The sequence below is a fragment of the Collinsella sp. zg1085 genome (assembly GCF_018889955.1).
Taxonomy (GTDB): Bacteria; Actinomycetota; Coriobacteriia; order Coriobacteriales; family Coriobacteriaceae; genus Collinsella.
In genome coordinates, this window is the sequence record NZ_CP076545.1 from 894,913 (window position 1) to 918,044 (window position 23,132).

Below are 23,132 nucleotides of genomic sequence, written 5' to 3' on the forward strand. Positions count from 1 at the left end.
TTTTATATCTAAGCTACGTCTTTGCTCAAAACGGGGTATCCTTGTGCATCTCTATTGTTCATACATGAGCAACGCCTGCGAAAGGATTTAAGCGCTTATGCCTCATATGAACCAGAAAGATTACTATGCTCTTTTAGGTGTTGCATCCACAGCAACCAAGAAAGAGATACAAAAGGCGTTTCAGAAAAAAGCGCGCACCTTGCATCCTGATGTCAATAAAGCGCCTGATGCTGAGGCTCAATTCAAGGAGGTATCAGAGGCATACGCCGTGCTATCTGACGATCAAAAGCGTGCCCGCTATGATGCGCTCCGTGCTGGAAATCCATTTGCTGGCTACAGCAATACTGCTCCAAGCTCTGCGGGTGGAGCATATACAGCAGGTGGGTTTGGCGCCTTTCCCTTTGGATTTCCCTTTGATATGGCTCATTCAAACCGCCCTCGAAGCTCTGCATATCACCCTGAGCACGGGGCAGATGTAGTCATTGAACTTGAATTGAGTCATGAAGAAGCGCAAGCAGGTGTAACACGCACCATTAGCTATCAACGCTTTGAGCCGTGTGACGCCTGTCAAGGTAGCGGGTCTGTTGCGACTGAGCACGCACGCAGGTGTCCCACCTGTAACGGTATGGGCTCCATTGCCGTTGATTTGTCATTCTTATTTGGAAGTGGCGCTGCTCAGATGCAGTGTCCCGAGTGCGAGGGAAGTGGCCAGGTTGTGGCAGATCCGTGTCCTGCATGTACCGGATCAGGGCGGCAGCGGCACCTTGACCATGCCCAGATTCACTTTGAGGCCAATACGCACGACGGTGATGTGGTGCGCCTACCCGCAAAGGGCAATGCAGGTACAAACGGTGCTGGAGCCGGTGACTTTGTAATTCGCGCGCACGTTGCAGCTGAGCGCCTTGATGCGCGGGCGCGCATGGGTTTTGGTATGATTGGTGTGGCACTACCGTTTCTTGTTCTTGCAATGGTATCTGGTTCCATAAACATATTTTCAATCGTCTCCATGCTTCCGCTTATCTATGGTGTTGTTTCAATTTTGTCATCAAGGCCTCATACGCACACCAGCCTCTGGTGGCGCAGAGGCGCTCAAACACTTGTACAAGGTATGAGTAATAGCTTGATTTGGGCATAGCTGCTCGTTTGGTTTACGAGCTGTAGCCAGAGCATGTTACTCTATTAGCAAAGGTGTTATAAACCGAAACCTTCGGGGCATAATGGCGCTAGTTACAATAAACACCTCGGGATACGTCCTGAGGTGTTCTTCTGCCATAAGAGAGGACGTTTTCAGGTGGCTGATTCAAAGGACTACTACGAGATATTAGGCGTCGAGCGCGATGCTGATCAGCGTACTATTAAGCGTGCATTTTTGAAACGCGCCCGCGAAGTCCATCCCGATGTATCGGATGCCCCTGATGCAGAAGAGCGATTCAAAGAACTTAACGAGGCATATTCGGTTTTATCAGACGAAGAAAAGCGTGCCATGTATGACCGCTATGGCTCAGCCGCAGGTCCTGGTATGGGAAGTGGATATGTAGATATCTCCGACATTTTTGGCGGCATGGGCATGGAGGATATTTTCTCCTCCTTTTTTGGTGGTGGTACCGGGGGTGGACGTGCACAGCAGGCGCGTACGCGGGGACGTGACATGTCTATTCACGTGAGCATTACCCTTGAAGAAGCGGCGCTTGGAACCACTAAAACGATTAGTTTTGACCGTATGGCGCCCTGTGATGACTGTAATGGGTCAGGTCTAGCAGAAGGTGCACAAGAAGAGGATTGCTCGCGCTGTCATGGCTCTGGTTTTGTGACACAGGTACAACGCTCTATTTTTGGACAGGTGCAATCAAGTGCCCCGTGTCCTGATTGTCATGGCGAGGGAAGAATTATCGACCATCCCTGTGAGATGTGTCAGGGTCAGGGTCGCACCCCCTCTCACGAAACAATTGATGTTCACATTCCTGCAGGAATTGGTTCTGGTCGGCAGCTTCGTGTTCAAGACTTTGGTGAAGCAGGGTATCGCGGTGCTGCCTCTGGTGATTTGCTTGTCAGCGTTGAAGTTGAAGCGCATGAACGTTTCCAGCGGCGCGGCAACGATTTGTACCTTGAACAGCGCATATCAATGGTTCAAGCAGCTCTAGGTACCACGCTTGAGCTCCCCGGCATTATGCCCGATGAGATGGTAACCGTTGAGGTTCCTGCTGGCTCCCAATTTGGCGATTTGATTACCGTAAACGAAAAGGGTATGCCGCGCATGGGTGGCGGTGGTTCACGTGGCCGCTTTATAGTTTCATTGGCGATAGAAATTCCTCGGACTCTGTCAGCAGAAGAGCGTGAATTGCTTGAAAAGTTAGCTCAACTCGCTCAAACCCCTGTAAACACTAAACGGAGTGTGGGCGAATATATCAGGGATACCATTGACGATATCTTTAATGACTAAGTCTATGCACACACTACATGCTGAGGTTATCAATTTAGGATGTCGCGTTAATCGTGTTGAGTCAGACATGATTGAGCGTGATTTAGTGCGTGCGGGATTTTCGCTGGCAGCAGCTGATACACGAGACGTAGTTGTTATCAATACCTGCGCGGTAACCGGTGAGGCTGAGGCAAAAACACGCAAGGCGGTTCGCCGCGCCCTTGCGCTTCCCGGTAATCCCTTGGTACTGGTAACAGGTTGTGCAGTGAACTTAAACGCTGCAGCGTATGAGTCCTTGTCGCACCGCGTATTGGCAGAGCCACAAAAAACTCGTGTCGTCTCTCGTTTGTGTTCAGCACTCAAGATAGACGTTACGCATCTGAGAGGGCATGCACCAGTAGATATGCTATCTATGGCGCGTGTTGGCATCAAAATTCAAGACGGCTGTAATCATCGCTGCAGTTATTGTATTGTGTGGAAGGCACGCGGGCGCGAACAGTCAATGGCGGTAGACGATATTCTTCGCGACGTAGAAGAGGCTGCTCAGCGTGGAGCAGCTGAGGTAGTTTTAACCGGTGTAAACCTAGGAACCTATCACGCATTAACGCCAGCGGGCGCGCGTATAGACCTTGCGGAACTTCTATATATCATTGCTGAGAAAACAACTATTCCGCAAATTCGCATTTCATCAATTGAACCCATGGATGTTCATGAGCGATTGATTGAGGCGATGGCTACGCTGCATCAAAAGGTGGCACCGTTTGTGCACCTACCCTTGCAATCGGGCTCTAACGCAACACTTAGACGTATGCACCGCCCATACTCAGTCGAGCGTGTGTTTGCGCTTGCAGAGCAACTACGCGCTCAAGTTCCACAGATTGCCTTATCAACTGATGTCATCGCTGGATTTCCAGGAGAAACAGACGATGAATTTGAAGAGAGTCTTTCTACGTGCAAACAACTTGGGTTTTCTCGCATGCATGTCTTTCGTTTTAGTCCGCGTCCAGGTACTCCTGCGGCCGATATGGAGAACCAAATCGCACCTGAACTCAAAGCTGAACGCGCGCTCCGTCTCCGTGTTTGTGCTGAGCAGATGGCACGCGCAGATGCCCTCAAGCGCGTAGGAAGCGTTGAGCGTGCTATCTTTGAGACAGGACGCATGGCAACATTAGGCTCGTTTCATCGAGTAATCTGTGATGATGAAGATTTTAAGCTCGATGTACCCGCGCTCCATCAAGTTCGCTTGCACTCAATTGATGAACAGGGCACGCTCTATGCTTCGCTCTGTCATGCATAAGGGAGACATATGGAGTCTGCTACCATCAAACTTGTTGTTCCAGAAGATGTTGACCTTAAGCTCTTGGTAGGTCCTGCTGATACGCATTTGCGACGTATACATGCCTTGAGCCCAGCGCGTGTGGTGCTTCGCGGGCGCATGCTTATTTTGAGTGGCTCCAGTCATGACCTTGAGTATCTGCATCAACTTTTTATGCAGCTCTTTGACCTACTCCGTCACGGAGAGCATATTAATGACGCAGATATTGAGCGTTACTACCAAAGCATTCAATCAAGCGCTGCGCCGGCACTTGGTTTTTCAACGGATGCTATTTTGATGCAAAACTCTCAATCCATTCGACCTAAAACACCTCATCAACAGGCATATATATCAGCTATGACTCAAAACACTATGACCTTTTGTTTTGGACCTGCCGGTACGGGCAAAACCTATCTGGCTATAGCGATGGCGCTATCTATGCTCAAGCAACAAACAATTAGTCGCATCGTACTCACGCGACCGGTTGTAGAAGCAGGGGAGAGCTTAGGTTTCTTGCCAGGAGGCTTAGAAGAAAAACTTGACCCGTATGTGCGTCCTCTTATGGATGCACTAATTGACCTCACCGATACTGAGCGTGTTACAGAATATCTTGAGCACGGTATCATTGAAATTGCACCGCTTGCATATATGCGCGGACGCACACTCAACGATGCTTTTGTTATTTTAGATGAGGCACAAAACACCACGCCTGAGCAGATGAAAATGTTTTTGACGCGCCTAGGCTTTAATGCACGTTTTGTTATTACCGGTGATACAACACAGCGAGATTTAGCACGCCCCATTGGCGGCTTAACCCATATTGAGCGTATTTTGCAGGGTATTTCTGATATTGCCTTTGTTCATTTGGGACAAGAAGACGTGATTCGCCATCAGCTTGTTGGCAATATTGTTGCTGCCTATGAGCACTTTGAACAACACCGACGTGAGGAGTCTCATGAACACACAAGCGCTTGAGATTGATGTGATTATTGAAGACGGTCAGGTATGTCCGCTTGAGCATGAAGAGCTGCGCATAGCAGGAGAGCTGTGTCTTCAAGAACTGGCAATTGAGCGTGCGTGTTGCTTATCTGTAAGTGTGGTAGGCGCTACTACTATTCAGGCGCTCAACCTTGAATGGCGCCAGATTGATGCGCCGACCGATGTCTTGTCATTTGCCTGTGATTCACCCTTTGATGAGGACATACCTTGTAATGAAGTACTTGAGCTTGGTGATATTGTGCTCGCCCCTGAAATTATTGCCGCGCAAGCCCCTCAATTTGATACAAGTTTTGAAGATGAGTTTCGCTTGATGTTTGTACATGGGCTTCTGCATATATTGGGCTTTGACCACCTCAATGAAAGCGATGCATGCATTATGGAAGCACACGAACTTGCTGTTCTGCAATCCCTTGCCCGTTGGCGGGGGGATGACCCATCGTCTGTGCTTATTGGCCCAACCACCCATCACGAAGATGAATATCTTCAGCTAAAACGATTGAGAGAGCAGCTATGATTCCGGGTTCCCAAAAAGACCATCCAAGTTTTGTCCGCTCATTTGCCTTTGCGCTTGAGGGCTTTATGACAGCGGTAAAAACCGAGCGCAATATTAAAATTATGCTGGTGATAGGAGCGGCTGCGCTAAGTTTAGGTATTGTGCTTCAACTTGATGTCATCTCCTGGATTATCATTTTGTTTTGCTGTGGTTTAGTTTTACATGCTGAGCTTGCAAATACCGCACTTGAGGCGGTGGTCGATCTTGCTTGCCAAGACATTCACCCACTCGCAAAACGTGCGAAAGATATTGCAGCGGCGAGCGTATATGTGCTTTCGTGCGTGGCAGCTATTGTAGGCTGTTTGGTATATGCTCATGCCTTGGGCTGGGTCTAGGTATGCAACAGTAAGGAAACATGTATGACAAAGCATCAAAGCATCAATGAGACACCAGACCATGAGCTGAGCTTTGCTGATTTTGAAGCATTGAGTGATGAGGAGCTTGATGCCTATCTGTCCAAGCACGAGGATTCGGTATCGCTTCAGGTTGACTCAAACTTCAAAAGTGGTTTTGTAGCACTAATTGGTCGCCCAAATGCAGGCAAGTCAACCTTGCTCAATGCGTGTATGGGACAACGCATTGCAATTACCTCACCAGTTGCACAAACAACGCGTCGCCGCATGCGTGCTGTTATCAATCGGCCAAATACACAAATAGTTATCGTAGATACTCCTGGACTTCATAAGCCAAAAGATGGCTTAGGTACCGAGCTAAATCGTGTTGCCTTGGCTGAGATTCAAGATGTTGATGTTATTGCCTTTGTGGTTGATGCGTCTGCGCCCTTTGGACGCGGCGATGAGTGGGTAGCCAAGCATTTGGCTCACACTCATGCCTATAAACTGCTGGTACTCACCAAGGCCGACAAAGTAGGAAGCACAGAAATTGAAGCTCAGATTAGTGCAGCGCGCTCAGTCATCGCGTTTGATGAGGTCTTAGTGGTATCTGCGCACGTTGGCTTTAATGTGGAGTCCTTTGTGCAACTCGTGACCGAGCATTTGCCTTCTGGACCTAAATGGTTTCCTGAGGATATGGATACCGATGAGCCTGATGAGATGCTCGTTGCTGAGTTTATTCGTGAGAAGGTACTGTTGCGTACCAGTGAGGAGATTCCTCATTCGGTGGGTGTCCTTTGTAACACGCTTGAGGCAGGAAAGCATGGTTTGCTGCGCATCAATGCAACAATCTTTGTTGAACGCGAGGGGCAAAAAGGCATTCTTATTGGCAAAAAAGGTGCCATGATTAAGCGCTTAGGAAGTGAAGCGCGCGAAGATTTAGAGCGCCTGTTTAATCGCCGCGTATTTCTGGAGCTTTCGGTAAAGGTTAAGCCTCACTGGCGTGATTCTGCACGTGACATTCGTTTGTTCGGCTATTCGTTAGAAGATGAATAAACATGCCTGGAACCAAGACATATCGCGAAACTGCCTTGGTGCTTAAAAAAACCAAGCTTAAAGAAACTGATGTAATTCTCACCATGCTTGCTCACACCGGACGACAAATTCGTGCTGTGGCAAAAGGTGCTCGAAAACCCGGTTCGCGCTTGGCTGCACGCTGTGACTTATGCTGCATTGTTGATGCCTTATTTGCTAAAGGCCGCAATTTAGATATAGTCTCGCAGGCAGAGCTTATAGCCGCTCCTTTGGGTGCTGCTCCGAGCTATGAGCTGTTAAGTGCCGCAAGTGTCATAAATGATATTGCGCTTCTTGCAAGCTCAGAAGACATAGAAGACCCTTTTTTGTTTGCCATTACAACGCGGGTGCTTGAGCTGTTAGCGCAGGTTTCTAGCAGCACGCAATTTGACATGTTAGTTGCTGCCTACATATTTAAGGTTGTAAGCCACATGGGCTATCGACCAGACTGGGATAGCTGTGTGTCATGTGGAGATGTGTCTGTTTCTTATATCTCAACAGCGGCTGGTGGCAGTTTATGCGCGTCATGTGCACATTCGGTAGCCGGTGCAGAAGAGGTGGATGCTTCTCTTTTTAGTTGGCTCACGTTTTATATCAACGCGAGCTTTACGCAGCTACTATCTACAGAGCTCGATGCTGTATCTGCTACAACACTTCTGCATATTGCACATATGTGGGCTGAAACTCATCTTGATACCCGAATACGTTCACTTGAATTTAGCCTGAGCTTGTAGATTATCTCCTTGCTATGTACATGCTCGGCGCGCTCCTTCTGTGTGTATCTTGGGGTGATGGAGTTCCTGTGGTAAAGTTGTCTGCTGTTGGTACCTCGTACTTGGTTGTTCGCTCCACCGGCGACTACCCAGTTCGAGGCGAATTGGGATATATTCCCCTGATATGAAAGGTGGCACATATGACCATCTCCAAAGAGCGCAAGGCTGAACTCACGCTTAAGTTTGGAAAGAATGCCCAAGACACTGGTAATTCTAAGGTTCAGGTGGCAATTCTGACCGATCGCATCAAGGAGCTCACTGAGCACATGAAATCTCATCAGAAAGACTTCCATACCCGTCGTGGTCTTTTGATGCTTGTTGGTAAGCGCCGTCGTCTGCTTTCGTACATCAAGAAAAACGACATTAACGAGTATCGTGAGCTGATTCACGAACTCGGTATCCGCGATAACATTCAGTAGAAACTGATCATGGTGAGGCGCGTCTTTGGTACGCGCCTCTTTCATGTAGGGGCCAAAACTGGTCTCACCATTGCTCGGAAATCCGAGCCAGATGTTTCCCGTATACGATGCGGTATACGGAGATGAGAGGGAATATGACACTCGTATCCAAGTCCTTTGAGCTGTATGGCAAAACCTACACCTTTGAGGCAGGTGAGCTTGCAAAGCAGGCCACCGGTGCCGCGCTTGTAAAGCAAGGCGACACCACCGTTTTAACCACCGTTGTTGTTTCGCGTGAGCGTAAAAACTACGACTTCTTCCCCTTGACGGTAGATTTTATCGAGAAAATGTATGCGGTAGGCCGTATTCCAGGAGGCTATCTCAAGCGTGAGAGCCGACCCTCTGAAAAGGCTACCTTAACTTCACGTATGATTGACCGTCCTATTCGTCCAAGCTTTCCTGATGGCTTTCGCAATGAGGTACAAATTGTTGCTACTTCATTGGTTGCAGATCAGATAAATCCTACCGATGTCATATGCACTATGGGTGCCTCTTTAGCCATGACACTTGGAGGAGTGCCCTTTGAGGGGCCTTTGGCTTGTGTGCGCATTGGCCGCAATCGTGAGACCCATGAGTTTATCGTTAACCCCACCTATGAGGAGCGTGCAAACTCCGACCTCGATTTAGAGCTTGCAGGTACGCGTGACTTTATTTCTATGGTTGAAGCCTCTTCTGATGAGATTACCGAAGAAGATATGCTTGCCGCCATGAAGTTTGGACAAGAAGCTATCGGCGCGTTCTGTGATGCTCAGCTTATGTTTGTTGAGGCGTATGAAGAGCTCAACGGCGCCATTGTTCAGCGTGAATATCCGCTCGATGAGCCTTCTGCAGAAGTTCATGAGCGTGTGTTTGCACACTATGATGAGATGGCATGCGCCCTTGCTGATGCTGATAAGCTAGCACGTCAAGATAAGGTTGCTGCACTTAAAGAGGCTATCATCGCTGAGTTTAGCGATGAGGAGCAAGAGCTTTTTGAGCGCGATTTGCCCGTTCAGCTCAAAAAACTTGAGAAGCAGGCAATGCGTATGATGGTAGTTGAGACTGGCGAGCGTGTTGATGGTCGCCGTGCCGATGAAATTCGTCCGCTTATGGTGAAACCCAACTATCTGCCCCTCGTACATGGCTCTGGTTTGTTCCAGCGCGGACAAACGCAAGTCCTTTCAGTGCTCTCGCTCGGCATGCTCAATGAGGCGCAGCGTCTTGATACCATTGAGCCTGAAGAGACAAAACGCTATATGCATCACTACAATTTCCCGCCGTATTGCACCGGTGAGACTGGTCGCATGGGTGCACCTAAGCGTCGAGAAATTGGTCATGGCAACCTTGCTGAGCGCGCGCTCTTGCCCGTACTGCCCACTGAGACCGATTTCCCGTATGCCATTCGTGTTGTATCTGAGGTTATGGAATCAAACGGCTCTAGTTCAATGGCATCTACCTGCGGTAGCACGCTAGCACTTATGGATGGTGGCGTGCCGCTTAAACGTCCGGTCTCAGGAATTGCTATGGGTCTTATTCAGGAGGCGGGTAAGACCGTTGTGCTTTCTGATATTCAAGGCCTTGAGGACTTCCTCGGTGATATGGACTTTAAGGTATGTGGTACCGAGCGTGGTATTACCGCGTTGCAAATGGATAACAAAGCAACGGGCCTCACCTTTGAGATTCTAGCTCAAGCCTTGCAACAGGCAAAAGAGGGTCGTGCCCATATTCTTAACACCATGCTTCAAGCTATTTCAATGCCGCGCGAGACAACACGTCCTACTGCTCCGCGCATTGTATCTATCACGGTTCCGGTTGACAAAATTCGTGAGGTTATCGGTACAGGTGGCAAGGTAATCCGCGCTATTCAAGACGAGACTGGCGCTTCGGTTGATATTCAAGAAGATGGTACGGTCTATGTAGGTGGCACGGGCGATACCGTTGAGATGGCTATTGAGCGTATTCAGCTGATTGTGAAGGTGCCTGAGGTAGGCGAGACCTATTCGGGTCGTGTGGTAGCGCTTCAACCATTTGGTGCATTTGTTAATCTGTTACCTGGTAAAGACGGACTCCTGCATATTTCACGTGCTGCTAAGGGACGTGTTGAAAAGATTGAAGATGTGCTCAACGTTGGCGATGAAGTACAGGTAGAAGTAATTGAGGTTGATGACCGCGGCAAGATTTCATTAGACCGCCTTGATAAGCCGGAAGCTCCCGGTAGCGCAAACGCGGATGCTCCTCGTCGTGAGCGCAGCGATCGTCCGCGTCGTAGCCGCGCGCCGCGTGAGTTTGACTATACCGATCGTCGAAGCCCCGGAGATGGTGGTGGACGCACGCCACGCCGTCGTCATGTTGAGAGCGAGTAAGCGTATCGGCTTAGCAATTTGTATGGCACAAGTGATGTAAACAAACGACCCCAAACGGGGTCGTTTTTTCTGGTAGGCAAACGTACGTAATTCATATACAAATCTCGTATGGCAGTTCTAGGAATATATAACACGGGTAAACTATAGGCAATTGTGCCTCGAGCACCTGCACTATCTTAGAAATGATGGAGTAGCCATCATGTACATAAAGAAACGATTGAAAGGACTGTTGGTCTAACTATGACAACAAGCGAACGAACGCATGCACCCCGCCGGATGCGTGAAGATGCTCCCTTAAAGATTATTCCTTTGGGCGGCCTTGATGGTATTGGCAAAAATATGACACTCTTTGAGTGCGGCAATGATATGGTTTTGGTTGATGCGGGTCTTATGTTTCCCGATGATTCTCAGCCCGGAATTGACCTTGTTTTGCCCGACTACACCTATGTACTCGAGCATGAAGATAAGCTTCGAGGAATTATTATTACTCATGGGCATGAAGACCATATTGGTGCTCTGCCATATTTGTTGCGCGACCTTAATACCCACGTTCCCATTTATTCGAGCAAGCTAACCATTGGCATGATTCAGGGCAAAATTGCTGAGTTTAAGATTAGAGGTCAAAAGTTTCGCGAGGTACAGAGCCGCTCACATATTACGCTGGGCTGCTTGAGAATAGACTTTGTATCCATCACTCACTCAATTCCAGGCGCTTTTTCACTGCGTATCAAAAGTCCACAAGGCACTGTTTTTCACACCGGCGATTATAAGCTTGACCAAACTCCCATTGATGGTATTCGTCCTGATTATGCAGCAATTACTCAGTTTGGCGCTGAGGGAATTGATCTCTTGCTCGCTGATTCAACCAACTCCGTGCGCCCCGGTTTTACTCCCTCTGAGGCAGCGGTTGGGCCTTACTTATTTGACGCTATTAAAAACGCCCGTGGCCGCGTGTTTGTAGCAACATTCTCAAGTCAGATACATCGCCTCCAACAGGTATGTGATGCTGCACGGGCCTGCAAACGTAAGGTAGTGGTAACAGGTCGCTCCATGCTCACCAATACGCGTGTGGCTCGTGAGCTTGGCTATCTCAAGCTCGATGACGCTGATTTGATTGATGCGTTTGACTTGCACGGTATTCCTGATGAACAAATTGTTGTGCTTTGCACAGGTTCTCAGGGAGAACCGCTCTCAGCGCTTTCACGCATGGCAAACGGCGAGCATAAAACACTTTCTATTCATGAGGGTGACACAGTAATCCTCTCTGCCACTCCGGTTCCCGGAAATGAAAAGGCAGTGCAGCAGGTTGTTAACAGCTTAGCTAAGCTTGGGTGCGATGTGTACGATAAGAATCGCTGCTTAATACACGTATCAGGACACGGAAGCCAAGAAGAGCTTAAGCTCATGATTGGTATGGTTAATCCACGCTACTTTATGCCGGTGCATGGCGAAGCGATTCATTTGCGAGCTCATGCCAAGCTAGGAGAGCAGATGGGTATTCCGCGCGAGCGTATTTTCATTGTTGACAATGGTGATACGCTTGAGATTAAGCACGGCAGAGTAAAGCGTGGTCGAGCGGTTGAATCGGGTGTTGTCTATGTTGATGGTCTCCGTATTGGTGATACCGACCCCATCGTCTTGCGCGACCGCCAAAAGCTCGCGAGCGATGGCATGGTAACTGCAGTTGCTGTTATCAATATGAAGCGTCGATGCGTCGATAAAGTTGATTTTTCATCCCGCGGTGTATCGTTTAGTGTTGATGATGCCTTTAGTGCTGATGCCGCAGAAACTATCAAAAACACAATTGCTCGTGGTAAATTTAACTATACAGCCAGCGGAACCGATGCGCTCAGAAAGGCGCTGCGCGATTCCTTGTCAAACTATATCTGGAATCACACGCGCACACGTCCCATGATTATTCCTGTGGTAATGGAGGTCTAAGGTGGCAGCTGCCTCCGCTAAAAAGAACAACAACAAAAAACGCTCAGCTACAACAGGTAGCCGCTCAAACCAATATACAGGAGCAGGTCTTCGCGCTCGACAGACACCGAGCGCAAAAGCCCCAGCTGCCGCTCCAGTAGAGCCCTTACTCGATAGGGGCGCTTACCGCGATATAGCAGGCGTTATACTTGGAGTACTTGCGCTTGCGTGTTTTTTAGCAGTTATAGCACCTAGTACCGCTCCCATTACGCGAGCCATTTCTGAGTTCTTCCACCTAGGATTTGGTCTTGGTGCCTATGTGGTACCGCTTGTTTTGCTTGCCGGTGCTGCTCTGCTCTTTATACCAGACTCATCGTTAGTGGGTGGGCGCACCGCACTCGGTGGGCTACTTATTTTTGTGGCCATATGCACAGTGTTGTCACTCATGGTGCCCGGAACCGATGCTATTACCTCACCGATGTTTAGCGCCCAAAACCTGAGCAGTTCAGGAGGCTATCTCGGAGCAAGTCTGGCATCGCTTCTACAATCAGCCTTTGGTAAATCAATTGCTCTGGTGCTTGTATCAGGGCTCATTTTGCTCGGTCTTGTTTTGCTTGGCTTTTCTATTGGAGGGCTTATTGAAGCCGTTCGTACCCGTATTCAGGGGATTCGTCACCGGCCAAGCATTGATGTTAATGAAGCACCTTGGGGAGAAGAGACTTCTGAGAGTGCGCTGCTCAAAGCTATGCCTGTACGCGGGGCTCAGTCGCAGCTTTTTGAGGAACCAGCAGGTGTCACAAGCTTCATTGGTAGCCGTAAAACAAGTGTCCGTGAGCATTTTGCCCACACATCTGAACCTGATGAAGACCCTCTTGTCACGATTGATGAAGCCACCGCTCAAGATGTATCACCGTCGCTCACAAGTGCTGAGTCTGCGTCCACTGCTACAACAAGGCTTATTCCTATTGAAAATAACTATGTAAATGAAGAGAATACAGATAATGCAGCTCCTGCAACGCAGCTTTTGCATGATGGGCCGTCCTCTCAAATAGAGCTCTCAGACGTAGATTCCGATGCAGAGCCGCCTTTGACATACGTTAGCACCAAAACCAGTACCAATGATACTGAGCCACAAACGGTGCTTGATGCATTAACGGGAACACAGCGGCCTATTCCCAGTTTTTTGAAGACTCACGAAGTCTCTTCACCAGCGTCTGCCACTCAAATTGCATCTACGCAGGTAGCAGCTGCCCCACATTCAGATGAAGCAGAAGCGGCCACAGAGCCTATGCTTCCGCCCATGTCTATGTTGCGTCATAACCCTCAGTCAAAACAAACTGCGTCAAGCTCTAAAGAGCTTGAACAGACAGCGGCAAATCTTGAATCAACGCTTCATGAATTTGGTCTCAAGTCTGCTGTGGTGGGTTGGATTGCAGGACCGACGGTTACTACGTTTAAGGTGCAGCCCGGTGAGGGCGAGCGTGTTAGTCGCATAAATAGTCTTGAAGATGATATTGCGCTTACCCTTGCAACTGATTCGGTACGCATATTTGCACCTATTCCTGGAACTTCACTTGTGGGTATTGAGATTCCCAATAGAACTCGTCAAACCGTTACCTTTGGTGATATTTTGCCCTATGTAAGTGGAGGACCACTTGAGTTTGCGCTTGGTCGCGATGCCGAGGGCTCACCCATGGTAGCTGACCTTGCAAAAATGCCTCATCTTTTGATTGCTGGCACCACAGGGTCAGGTAAGTCAGTTGTTATCAGCTCAATTGTTATGTCGCTTTTAATGCGAACCTTCCCTGAAGATGTACGACTCATCATGATTGACCCCAAACGCGTAGAGTTTGCGCCCTACGATGGCCTACCTCATTTGTATGTTCCCGTGGTAACTGAGCCAAAACAGGCGGCAAGCGCTCTTCAATGGGCGGTGTCTGAGATGGAGCGTCGTCTCAAGATATTTGAACGGATTGGCGTTAGAAAGATTGCTACTTTCAACGAAAAACAAGCCGCCGGTGAGTTTGAGCATTATGACAATCCACCCAACAAGATGCCCTATCTTGTTATTGTTATTGACGAGCTGAGCGATCTTATGATGGTTGCCGGTAAAGACGTTGAAGCAAGTATTGTTCGCATTGCACAACTTGGTCGTGCGGCTGGTATCCATATGATTGTTGCGACGCAACGGCCGAGTTCTAATGTAGTTACAGGCTTAATTAAAGCAAATATCACCAATCGAATCGGATTAACGGTTGCAACCGGCATTGACTCACGCGTAATCCTCGACCAAACTGGCGCAGAGAAGCTTACCGGTCAGGGAGATATGCTCTTTTCGCGCGTTGATTGGGGTAAGCCTAAACGTATTCAGGGCTGCTATGTATCTGATGAAGAAATTGTTTCGGTTGTCGATTTCATTAAAGAACATAGTCACGTTGAATATCACGAGGAGATTTTATCGCAGGTCACACCTGCTACTGTTGCAGGCAAAATCGATGCTCGTGATGCAAGTGATGATGACCCGCTGCTTTGGGACGCAGCGCGTATTGTGGTTGACTCGCAACTAGGTTCTACCTCAGGCCTGCAGCGCCGTCTCAAAGTTGGCTATGCTCGAGCTGGTAGAATCATGGATATGTTAGAGGAGAAGGGGATTGTAGGTCCCCCCGATGGCTCAAAACCCCGTGAGGTCTTGCTTGACATGGAGGCACTACAGGCACTTGAAGCGCTTGAGACGCCACTAAGCGAAGATGAACTAGGAGGTGGATACTGATGGGTTTAAGCTTTGGTGATATGCTGGTTAATCGTCGTCGTCAGATGGGTCTTTCTATTCAGCAGGTGGCTAACACCATCAAAATGCGCCCACAGATTATCGAGTACTTTGAGACAAGCAACTTTGAAGCCATGCCACCGCGCGGGTATGCACAGGGCATGATTTCGAGCTATGCACGTTTTTTAGGACTTAACCCGCGCGAAGTAGTTGATGCCTATTATGAGGGACTGTATCTGTTTGAACATTCAGCGGCAGGTGCTAGCTCCTCAAATTTTACCGGAGCGATGGACGCGCGTCCTCGAAGTGCCAACGATGCAGGGCGCTACCTCATGGTTGATGGGCGAGAAGCTGGTTCTCGCTTTGCACAGCGTCCTCCCCAGGCGGGTTATGTGACCGAAATTGATCACCCCACTTCCACGCCAACTCCCACACGCTCGTGGAGGTCTCAGCAAAACCCTGGACTGGTGCCCGCGCGTAATGCTGCTCAGATTCGTGGTGGGGAGCGTACACAGCAGATGCATCCCGCGCGCGGACGCACCGGGCACATGTTGGCACAGCGAGGCCGGGCTAATTCTCGTCCAGCGCGTGAGAGGCGTAACAGCTATGCTGGCACACGCCAGCAAGGAGCTCGCGCGCGGAATACACAACGTGGGTTTAATATGGGCACTCTGCTGAGTGACCGTCGCTTTATAGTTGGCTGTCTCGCACTTATAGCACTCCTTTTGATTGCGGTGTTTATATTGTCCCTTCGCGCGTGTACAGCTCCTGCCACCACCACAACAGTAGTGTCGAGTGCTGATAGTGGAAGTACAACCACAACAGATGCAAAAACACGTGAAGCTACTACCACAGGAAACACCGCTAGCTCCGAGCAGCTACAACAAGCACCTGCTCAGGAGCAGCCACAAGCGCCAAGCGAATATCATGTCAAAGTTGCCTATACCGGGTCTAGTACCGCGTGGATTGAAATACGTGTTGATGGTCAGCTTGTTGCTGAGTCGGGAAACGTAGTAAAAGGCTTTAGCCATGAATACATTGTTAAACAGTCGATTGAAATATCAACGAATGCACCCGCTGATGTTGAAGTCACCAAAGATGGTGAACGCGTGCGATATGATTCTAAATCGTCTGGTATTGGAAAGATTTTAATCCGGGTACCTGCAGCTAGCTCGCCGGCTCCCGAGGCTCCTGCCCAAGAGGGACAAGATGCGGCTCAGCAGCAAGAATCGACGGGCACAGCGTAGTGTTTGAGTGTACATAAGCTTTGATGCCTCTCATTGAGAGATTCTAGTTCTGAAAACTTCGATACAACGTATGATAGTGAGGGATACTAATGGCAAAAGATTCAAGCTTTGATATTGTTTCAGAAGTCGATATGCAAGAAGTTGACAACGCCTATCAACAAACGGCACGTGAAATTACCCAGCGCTATGACCTGAAAGATTCAGGTGCAAGCATAAGCTTTTCTAAGCCTGAAAAAACTATAACAATCAATGCACCCGCAGATTTTGTAGCACGCCAGATTATTGATGTCATGGGTTCAAAACTTATTAAACGCAGTATTGAACTTTCTGCCATAAACTGGGATGCACCACTTGCAGCCTCTGGTGGTACCGTGCGAGTTGTGGGTCACCTCATTGCTGGTATTGACCAAAGTTTGGCAAAGCGTATTAACAAAGATATTAAAGACCTCAAAGCAAAGGTTAAGGTTACTATTGAGGGAGACCGGCTCCGCGTGTCGTCGGCTTCAAAAGATGCCTTGCAATCAATTATTGCGTTTGTACGCGAACAAGACTATGGTCAGCCTCTACAGTTTGTAAATTATCGCTAGGAAAATATTCATGTCACTTGGTTCACTTCACTATATAACCCTTGGTTGTGCAAAAAATGAGGTCGATACAGACCGCATGCGCTCGCTGTTGAGCGCCGCAGGATACACTGAGACAGATTCCCCGCAAGAGGCGGCGGCAGTACTCATTAACACCTGTTCGTTTTTGGCAGCAGCCACCACCGAAAGTCTTGAAGCAACCTTTGAAGTTGCGCGTGAAGCAGATGGTCTCACACGCCGCCCGCAAATTATCATGTGCGGCTGTGTTCCTTCGCGCTATGGTCAAGAACTAAACGCAGAGCTTCCCGAAGTTGCTGCCTTTGTGAACACCCGTGAAGAAGACGCTATTGTGTCGGTGGTTGATTCGGTACTTGGTATCAAGCGCAGTGAACCTCCTCATCTACCTAAGGTTAAGCGTACGGTTGAAAGCGCAGTAGCCTATCTCAAAATCTCTGATGGATGTGATCGTTTTTGCAGCTTCTGCGCAATTCCTTATATTCGCGGAGCCTACCAATCACGCTCAGCTGCACAAATTCTTGCTGAGGCACAAGAGCTGGTTGCAGGTGGTGTTCGTGAGCTCGTTCTCATTGGTCAAGATACCGGTGTTTGGGGCAGTGATTTTGATGAACGCCAAGGCGCAACAGGTCCCAAAAATCTCGCCCAGTTGCTTGTTTATTTGGCAGAGGCTTTGCGTGAGCAGCAGGTTTGGATACGCGTTTTATATCTGCAGCCAGAAGGCATGACAGAAGAGCTTGTTGCAGCAATTCGCGATACTCCAGAGGTGTTGCCATACATCGATATTCCGGTACAGCATGTAAGCAAGCATGTGCTGGCAGACATGAACCGAACAGGGTCAGAGGCGGAGCTTCGTGAATTGTTCCGGTGGCTACGTTCAGAAATTCCTCATATGGTTATTCGCACCACGTATTTAGCTGGATTTCCTGGTGAGACCGATAAAGACGCTGAGGATATGCTGCACTTTATGACCGATTTATCCTTTGACTACACGAGCGTTTTTGCGTATTCGCGCGAAGAAGGTACCAGTGCCTATGATATGGATAATCAGGTTGCGGATGATGTTATCTTAGCACGTACCCAAGCGGGACTTGATGTAGCAGAAGAGCTCGGATTTGCATCAACTGCTGCCCATGTGGGTGAGACTGCACTGGTGTTGATTGATGGCATCGATGAGGGCGATGAGGGGCCAGAGCTTATTGGACATGCATGGTTTCAAGCTCCTGATAGCGATGGTGCTGTACATCTTCCACTTGGCGAGGCTTCGGTGGGCGATATAGTAATGGTCAAGTTTGACGACAGTGTTTGCTATGAGCTTATGGGTCATGTAGTGAGAGGTACTGAGTAATGTCGCAGCAGCGTAAAGTAGAAAAGGCTGGCCCCACAAGCATTTGGACACCGGCTAATATCGTAACCTGTATTCGTATAGTTTGTATTCCTATCTTTATGTTTGTTGCTGAGCTTCGCACCTCTATACCGGCAGACACAAGCTCCGAGGTAGGATTTGCAGGTGTTGAGCTTGCTGCATTTATACTCTTTGTGCTGCTCTCGCTAACCGACAAAGTCGATGGAACCTTAGCACGCCGACGGGGAGAAATAACCGACTTCGGAAAATTTCTTGACCCCATTGCTGATAAGCTCCTTGTTTTTTCAGCATTACTTATCTTGCTTCAGCAAGGCATGGTTGGTATAGCAGGGGTCTTTATTATTTTGTTGCGTGAGTTTTTAGTAAGTGCGCTTCGTATGCTCGCGGGTTCTCAAGGAAGAGTTATTGCTGCAGATACCTTAGGTAAATGGAAAACAGCAGCCACCATGGTATCGATTTCCTGCTTTTTATTATGGCGTGCCTTACCGCCTGTGGCATACGCTGATGCACTTTGGTGGGTTTCTAACATCATCTACGCTATCGCCGTTTTGTTAACCATTGTTTCTGGTCTTCAGTACTTCTACAATGCACGCGATGTTGTTTGTAAAGTGTAGATTCATATGTGTGCACACACGGATAATGAGACGCAAGAACAGCAAGCCCAAAAACTTGTAGATGCCCTTGTGCGGCATAGTTATACCATCTCGACTGCCGAGTCATGCACCGCAGGTCTGATTGCAGCTGGTATCGCTGATGTTGCCGGTGCGTCAAGGGTTTTGCGAGGTGGGGTAGTAAGTTATTGTGATGAGGTTAAAGAACAAATACTTGGCGTAGAGTCATCATCACTTACACAATACAGTGCCGTATCTGAGGTGGTGGCACTGGAGATGGCTACACGTGCGCAGCAGCTATTTGCGACAGACGTTGCCATAAGTGCCACCGGCTATGCAGGGCCTGGTGGCGGCACTGAGTTAGACCCGGTTGGCAGTGTATACCTTGGTTTAGCCATGTGTAACCACACCCGCGTAAAACGTTATTGCTTTTCAGGCAGTCGAGCTGAAGTACGCCGCGCGGCTGTTCAGGCTGCTTTTGAGCTAATTTGTGAGGTGCTATCATAGACTTGGCAAGCGCCAATTTAATTCAACACAGAGATATTGTGTTGCTCTTTTCTAAATCTTATGAAGAAACTCAAACAATCTGCGTCTTAGATAGTGCGCTGAGCTGCAAAAAGTAGAAATGTGAGAGTTTTGAATGAGTTTCACGCTAGATGTTTGATAGATATGTTGAAAAAAGATGCAAGTTGTACTCGGTATGATTCCCGTAGGCTTCTTGCAACGAACGCCTGTTCGATGTAAGATACAACTGTCCGGTTTGAAAGAGAGGGTTTCATGGCTAAAAGCTCAGGTCAGTCTAAAGAGGTTCATCAACCTAGTACGGGCGAAGATCGCGACAAGATGATTGAAGTAACCAAGACTGCTATTCTTAAAAAATTTGGCGATGGCTCTATTATGAAATATGGCGATGGGGGTCCCTTACTTGAGGTTGAAGCCATTTCAACAGGTGCTTTATCGCTTGATTGCGCACTTGGAATTGGTGGTGTACCTAGAGGGCGCATTATCGAGATTTACGGACCTGAATCCTCAGGCAAAACTACCCTATCGCTTGAAATTTTGGCTGAAGCACAAGCTGCTGGCGGAGTAGTAGCGTTTATCGACGCTGAGCACGCACTCGATCCAAACTACGCCGCACGAATTGGTGTTGATATTGATGAAGTATTAATTTCTCAACCCGATACCGGTGAGCAGGCACTTGAAATCTGTGACATGCTTGTACGTTCAGGCGCTATTGATGTTGTGGTTGTAGACTCGGTTGCGGCTCTCGTTCCACGTGCGGAGATTGAGGGCGAGATTGGAGATACTTCTGTAGGACTTCAAGCTCGTCTCATGAGCCAAGCGCTCAGAAAGCTTGCAGGCTCTTTGTCTAAATCAAAAACTACCTGTATTTTTATTAACCAGTTGCGCGAAAAAATTGGTGTCATGTTTGGTAGTCCTGAGACAACAACCGGTGGTCGTGCTCTTAAATTCTTCTCTTCAGTTCGCATTGACATTCGCAAATTTGAAAGCATCAAAAATGGTCAGGATATTATTGGCAACCGTGTACGCTGTAAGATTGTCAAAAACAAAGTAGCTGCACCATTTCGACAAGCAGAGTTTGACATTATGTATGGAACGGGCATTTCAAAAGAAGGCTCTATTGTAGATATGGGTGTAGACTTCGAGATTGTCCATAAATCAGGTGCTTGGTATACCTATGAACAAGAGCGACTTGGACAAGGTCGTGAAGCTGCAAAAGAGTTTTTACGAACACATCCTGAACTTGCAGAAGAAATTGAACATCGTATTCGTGTTGCCTGTGGTCTCGATTTTGATGATGCGCCGGTTGGTGAACTGGTGGATACAGCACCTACCCTTCAAGATGAGGCTTAAGAAACGTGCTTCAACTCGTTCGGTTTCAGGTCTTTTTCCCAACTAAAGACGAGCGCGCGCACTATAGTGGGTTTTCTCATTCAAAACCCCGTGCGCGTCTTATCTTTGAGCTCGATGATTCGAGTGAACGTGAGCTCAAAATTCCTGTGCGTGTAGGTAGGCAATTGGTAGAAGAAGGTTTAGAGCTACCACAAGAACTTGAGGCGGGGTTTCAAGAGCTGTATGCCCTTGAAACCAAAGTTGCACTTCAAATGATAGGGGAGATGCTCTCGCGTCGTGACTATGCCACACAAGAAATTCGCCAGAAGTTGTGTGGCTATGGTTTTCGAGACACAGAAATTGAGCGCAGCATTGAGCGAGCAGTTGAACTTGGCTTTTTGAACGATATACGTTTTGCAAGCTTTTTTATAGAGTCGCGTAAGCGACAGGGATTAGGACAGCTCAAAATTGAGCTTGAACTTAGACGTCGAGGTATTTCAATTGAAGATATACCGGGATATCCTGAGGTCTTTTTCTCTCAAGAAGATGATTATGAACGTGCTTATAGTCTTCTCAGAAAAAAGTCAATTCCCTCACTGCGTGCCTATGAAAAGCTGCTACGTTTTCTTATTTCAAAAGGATTTAGCTATGCACTTGCAAAGGATATAGTAGGACGGTATTTAAACGAGCAAGATACAGAGCATGAAGATTTGATATAAGAAGCTTAAAGCCGCAGTTAGCATCTTGTAGCTCAATACCTATAGTTTGACAAAATCCCCCCAGCTAGCTAGGATAATAAGGTCATTTGTTTGATTCTTTGTGCTCATCATCGATGAGATTGATACCGTCTCTTGGCATCTTGTTTCTTAGATGCTGACACATAAGCAAATGCAACACCTGCCTTCGGGCGGGTGTTTCCTGTTACGTATGAACTTTGAAGGAGACTCGTCATGGAAATCGTGATTGGCCTCATCTGCCTTTTGGTAGGTGCAGGTGTCGCGGTGATTGTCATGCGCAGTGCTAAAACCGGAAGCATTCGTGAAGCAGACCTTAAGGTACAGGCCGCTCAATCGGAAGCTGAACAGGTAGTGCATGACGCACAACGCCAAGCAGACACACTCAAAAAAGAGGCCTTACTTGAGGCAAAAGAGGAGATTCTTAAGAATCGCCAAGCTGCTGAGGAAGAAAACCGTCAGCGCAAGCATGAAATTCACACCCTTGAGCAGCGTGTTATGCAGCGAGAAGAGACGCTTGATAGACGCAACTCTGCTCTCGATAAACGTGAACATCAGCTTTCAGCACAACAAGGTTCACTTGACCGCAAAGCGCAAGAGATTGACCAACTCTATACCAAGCAGCTGAGTGAACTTGAACGTATTGCCGAGCTTTCGCGTGATGAAGCGCATCGTGAGCTACTTGATACCGTTCGCTCAGAAGTAACGCATAAGGCAGCTACAATTATTCGTGAGTCAGAGCAGCGCGTGCGCGCTGAAGTTCAAAAGACTGCGCAAGAGATTATTTCAATTGCTATTCAGCGTACGGCATCAGATCATACTGCTGAGCTCACGGTTACATCAGTGCATATTCCCTCAGATGACCTAAAGGGTCGCATTATTGGACGTGAGGGTCGCAACATTCGTACCTTTGAGCAGATTTCTGGAGTTAATCTCGTTATTGATGACACGCCAGAAACAGTTGTATTATCAAGCTTTGATCCGGTGCGGCGTGAGACCGCACGAGTTGCACTTGAAAACCTCATTGCTGATGGTCGTATTCACCCTGCACGAATTGAAGAGATGTATCAAAAAGCTGCCTCTTTAGTAGCTGAGCGCGTGCAAGAAGCCGGTGAGCAAGCTGCTTTTGATTGCGGTATACATGATCTTCACCCTGAAATTATTAAAACGCTTGGAGCGCTACGTTATCGTACGTCCTACGGTCAAAACGTTTTACGCCATTCAATGGAAGTCGCTGAACTTGCCGCTATTATGGCAACTGAGCTTAAGGTTGACATCCACGCTGCTAAGCGGGCAGGTCTTCTTCACGACCTTGGTAAAGCAATTGACCACGAGGTTGAAGGACCACATGCTGTTATCGGTGCTGAGCTCTGTCGCCGCTATGGTGAAAAGCCGCATATTGTTCATGCCATTGAAGCACACCATGGTGACATCGAACCAAATACCGTTTTGGATATTTTGGTTCAAGCAGCAGATGCCATCTCAGCTTCTCGCCCAGGAGCTCGTCGTGAATCGGCGGAAAACTATATTAAACGCCTAGAGAAGCTTGAGTTTATTGCTAACTCGCATGATGGCGTTGATCGAACCTATGCTATGCAAGCAGGTCGCGAAGTTCATGTTATGGTTCAGCCTGATAAAATCTCTGATGCAGATTCGGCAGTTCTTGCGCATGATATTGCTCGCCAGATTGAAGATGAGATGGAGTATCCCGGACAGGTTCGTGTGGTGGTTATCCGCGAAAGCCGTGCCACTGATATCGCAAAATAACC

Annotated in this window: 20 protein-coding genes; all 20 read left to right on the top strand. The window is 48.2% G+C overall.

Annotated features, from left to right (window positions below):
* Nucleotides 1-97 precede the first annotated feature (97 nt).
* A complete protein-coding gene (locus tag KPC83_RS03735) occupies nt 98-1,135 on the top strand; it encodes a DnaJ domain-containing protein (protein WP_253200857.1) in 1,038 nt (345 codons plus the stop codon).
* A 156-nt stretch (nt 1,136-1,291) separates the two neighbouring features.
* Nucleotides 1,292-2,440 (top strand): molecular chaperone DnaJ, encoded by a 1,149-nt coding sequence (gene dnaJ / locus KPC83_RS03740; RefSeq protein WP_216277945.1) that lies wholly within the window; start codon nt 1,292-1,294, stop codon nt 2,438-2,440.
* A 4-nt stretch (nt 2,441-2,444) separates the two neighbouring features.
* Complete coding sequence (locus tag KPC83_RS03745) at nt 2,445-3,716, top strand: MiaB/RimO family radical SAM methylthiotransferase (RefSeq protein WP_216277946.1); 1,272 nt, start codon at nt 2,445-2,447, stop codon at nt 3,714-3,716.
* Nucleotides 3,717-3,725: 9 nt separating this feature from the next.
* A complete protein-coding gene (locus tag KPC83_RS03750) occupies nt 3,726-4,709 on the top strand; it encodes a PhoH family protein (protein ID WP_216277947.1) in 984 nt (327 codons plus the stop codon).
* Nucleotides 4,690-5,247, top strand: a complete 558-nt coding sequence (gene ybeY, locus KPC83_RS03755; RefSeq protein WP_216277948.1) for an rRNA maturation RNase YbeY — start codon at nt 4,690-4,692, stop codon at nt 5,245-5,247. Before KPC83_RS03750 ends, ybeY begins: the two co-directional genes overlap by 20 nt.
* Nucleotides 5,244-5,621 (top strand): diacylglycerol kinase family protein, encoded by a 378-nt coding sequence (locus KPC83_RS03760; protein ID WP_216277949.1) that lies wholly within the window; start codon nt 5,244-5,246, stop codon nt 5,619-5,621. The genes ybeY and KPC83_RS03760 overlap by 4 nt, the downstream gene beginning before the upstream one ends.
* A gap of 24 nt (nt 5,622-5,645) precedes the next feature.
* Nucleotides 5,646-6,674: a GTPase Era gene (gene era / locus KPC83_RS03765; protein ID WP_216277950.1), complete on the top strand. Its 1,029-nt coding sequence runs from the start codon at nt 5,646-5,648 to the stop codon at nt 6,672-6,674.
* 2 nt (nt 6,675-6,676) lie between these two features.
* Nucleotides 6,677-7,426: a DNA repair protein RecO gene (gene recO / locus KPC83_RS03770; RefSeq protein WP_216277951.1), complete on the top strand. Its 750-nt coding sequence runs from the start codon at nt 6,677-6,679 to the stop codon at nt 7,424-7,426.
* 179 nt (nt 7,427-7,605) lie between these two features.
* On the top strand, nt 7,606-7,884 hold the full coding sequence (gene rpsO, locus KPC83_RS03775; RefSeq protein WP_216277952.1) for a 30S ribosomal protein S15: 279 nt from the start codon (nt 7,606-7,608) through the stop codon (nt 7,882-7,884).
* A gap of 134 nt (nt 7,885-8,018) precedes the next feature.
* Nucleotides 8,019-10,265 (top strand): polyribonucleotide nucleotidyltransferase, encoded by a 2,247-nt coding sequence (locus KPC83_RS03780; RefSeq protein ID WP_216277953.1) that lies wholly within the window; start codon nt 8,019-8,021, stop codon nt 10,263-10,265.
* Nucleotides 10,266-10,505: 240 nt separating this feature from the next.
* Nucleotides 10,506-12,206, top strand: coding sequence for a ribonuclease J (locus tag KPC83_RS03785; protein WP_253200858.1), 1,701 nt, complete (start codon nt 10,506-10,508; stop codon nt 12,204-12,206).
* A 1-nt stretch (nt 12,207) separates the two neighbouring features.
* The gene (locus tag KPC83_RS03790; RefSeq protein ID WP_216277954.1) at nt 12,208-14,955 is read left to right on the top strand and encodes a DNA translocase FtsK; all 2,748 of its coding nucleotides are present in this window, start codon (nt 12,208-12,210) and stop codon (nt 14,953-14,955) included.
* Nucleotides 14,955-16,199, top strand: a complete 1,245-nt coding sequence (locus tag KPC83_RS03795) for a RodZ family helix-turn-helix domain-containing protein (protein ID WP_216277955.1) — start codon at nt 14,955-14,957, stop codon at nt 16,197-16,199. The genes KPC83_RS03790 and KPC83_RS03795 overlap by 1 nt, the downstream gene beginning before the upstream one ends.
* A gap of 89 nt (nt 16,200-16,288) precedes the next feature.
* Nucleotides 16,289-16,786 carry a YajQ family cyclic di-GMP-binding protein gene (locus KPC83_RS03800; RefSeq protein ID WP_216277956.1) on the top strand — a complete coding sequence of 166 codons (498 nt, stop codon included), beginning with the start codon at nt 16,289-16,291 and terminating at the stop codon, nt 16,784-16,786.
* A gap of 10 nt (nt 16,787-16,796) precedes the next feature.
* Nucleotides 16,797-18,146, top strand: coding sequence for a 30S ribosomal protein S12 methylthiotransferase RimO (gene rimO, locus KPC83_RS03805; protein WP_216277957.1), 1,350 nt, complete (start codon nt 16,797-16,799; stop codon nt 18,144-18,146).
* Complete coding sequence (gene pgsA, locus KPC83_RS03810) at nt 18,146-18,778, top strand: CDP-diacylglycerol--glycerol-3-phosphate 3-phosphatidyltransferase (RefSeq protein ID WP_216277958.1); 633 nt, start codon at nt 18,146-18,148, stop codon at nt 18,776-18,778. The genes rimO and pgsA overlap by 1 nt, the downstream gene beginning before the upstream one ends.
* Before the next feature lie 6 nt (nt 18,779-18,784).
* On the top strand, nt 18,785-19,282 hold the full coding sequence (locus KPC83_RS03815; RefSeq protein ID WP_216277959.1) for a CinA family protein: 498 nt from the start codon (nt 18,785-18,787) through the stop codon (nt 19,280-19,282).
* 270 nt (nt 19,283-19,552) lie between these two features.
* Entirely contained in the window at nt 19,553-20,650 is a 1,098-nt protein-coding gene (recA, locus tag KPC83_RS03820; protein WP_216277960.1) for a recombinase RecA, read from the top strand.
* 5 nt (nt 20,651-20,655) lie between these two features.
* On the top strand, nt 20,656-21,348 hold the full coding sequence (locus KPC83_RS03825; protein WP_216277961.1) for a regulatory protein RecX: 693 nt from the start codon (nt 20,656-20,658) through the stop codon (nt 21,346-21,348).
* A 231-nt stretch (nt 21,349-21,579) separates the two neighbouring features.
* Nucleotides 21,580-23,130: a ribonuclease Y gene (gene rny / locus KPC83_RS03830; protein ID WP_216277962.1), complete on the top strand. Its 1,551-nt coding sequence runs from the start codon at nt 21,580-21,582 to the stop codon at nt 23,128-23,130.
* Nucleotides 23,131-23,132: the final 2 nt, after the last annotated feature.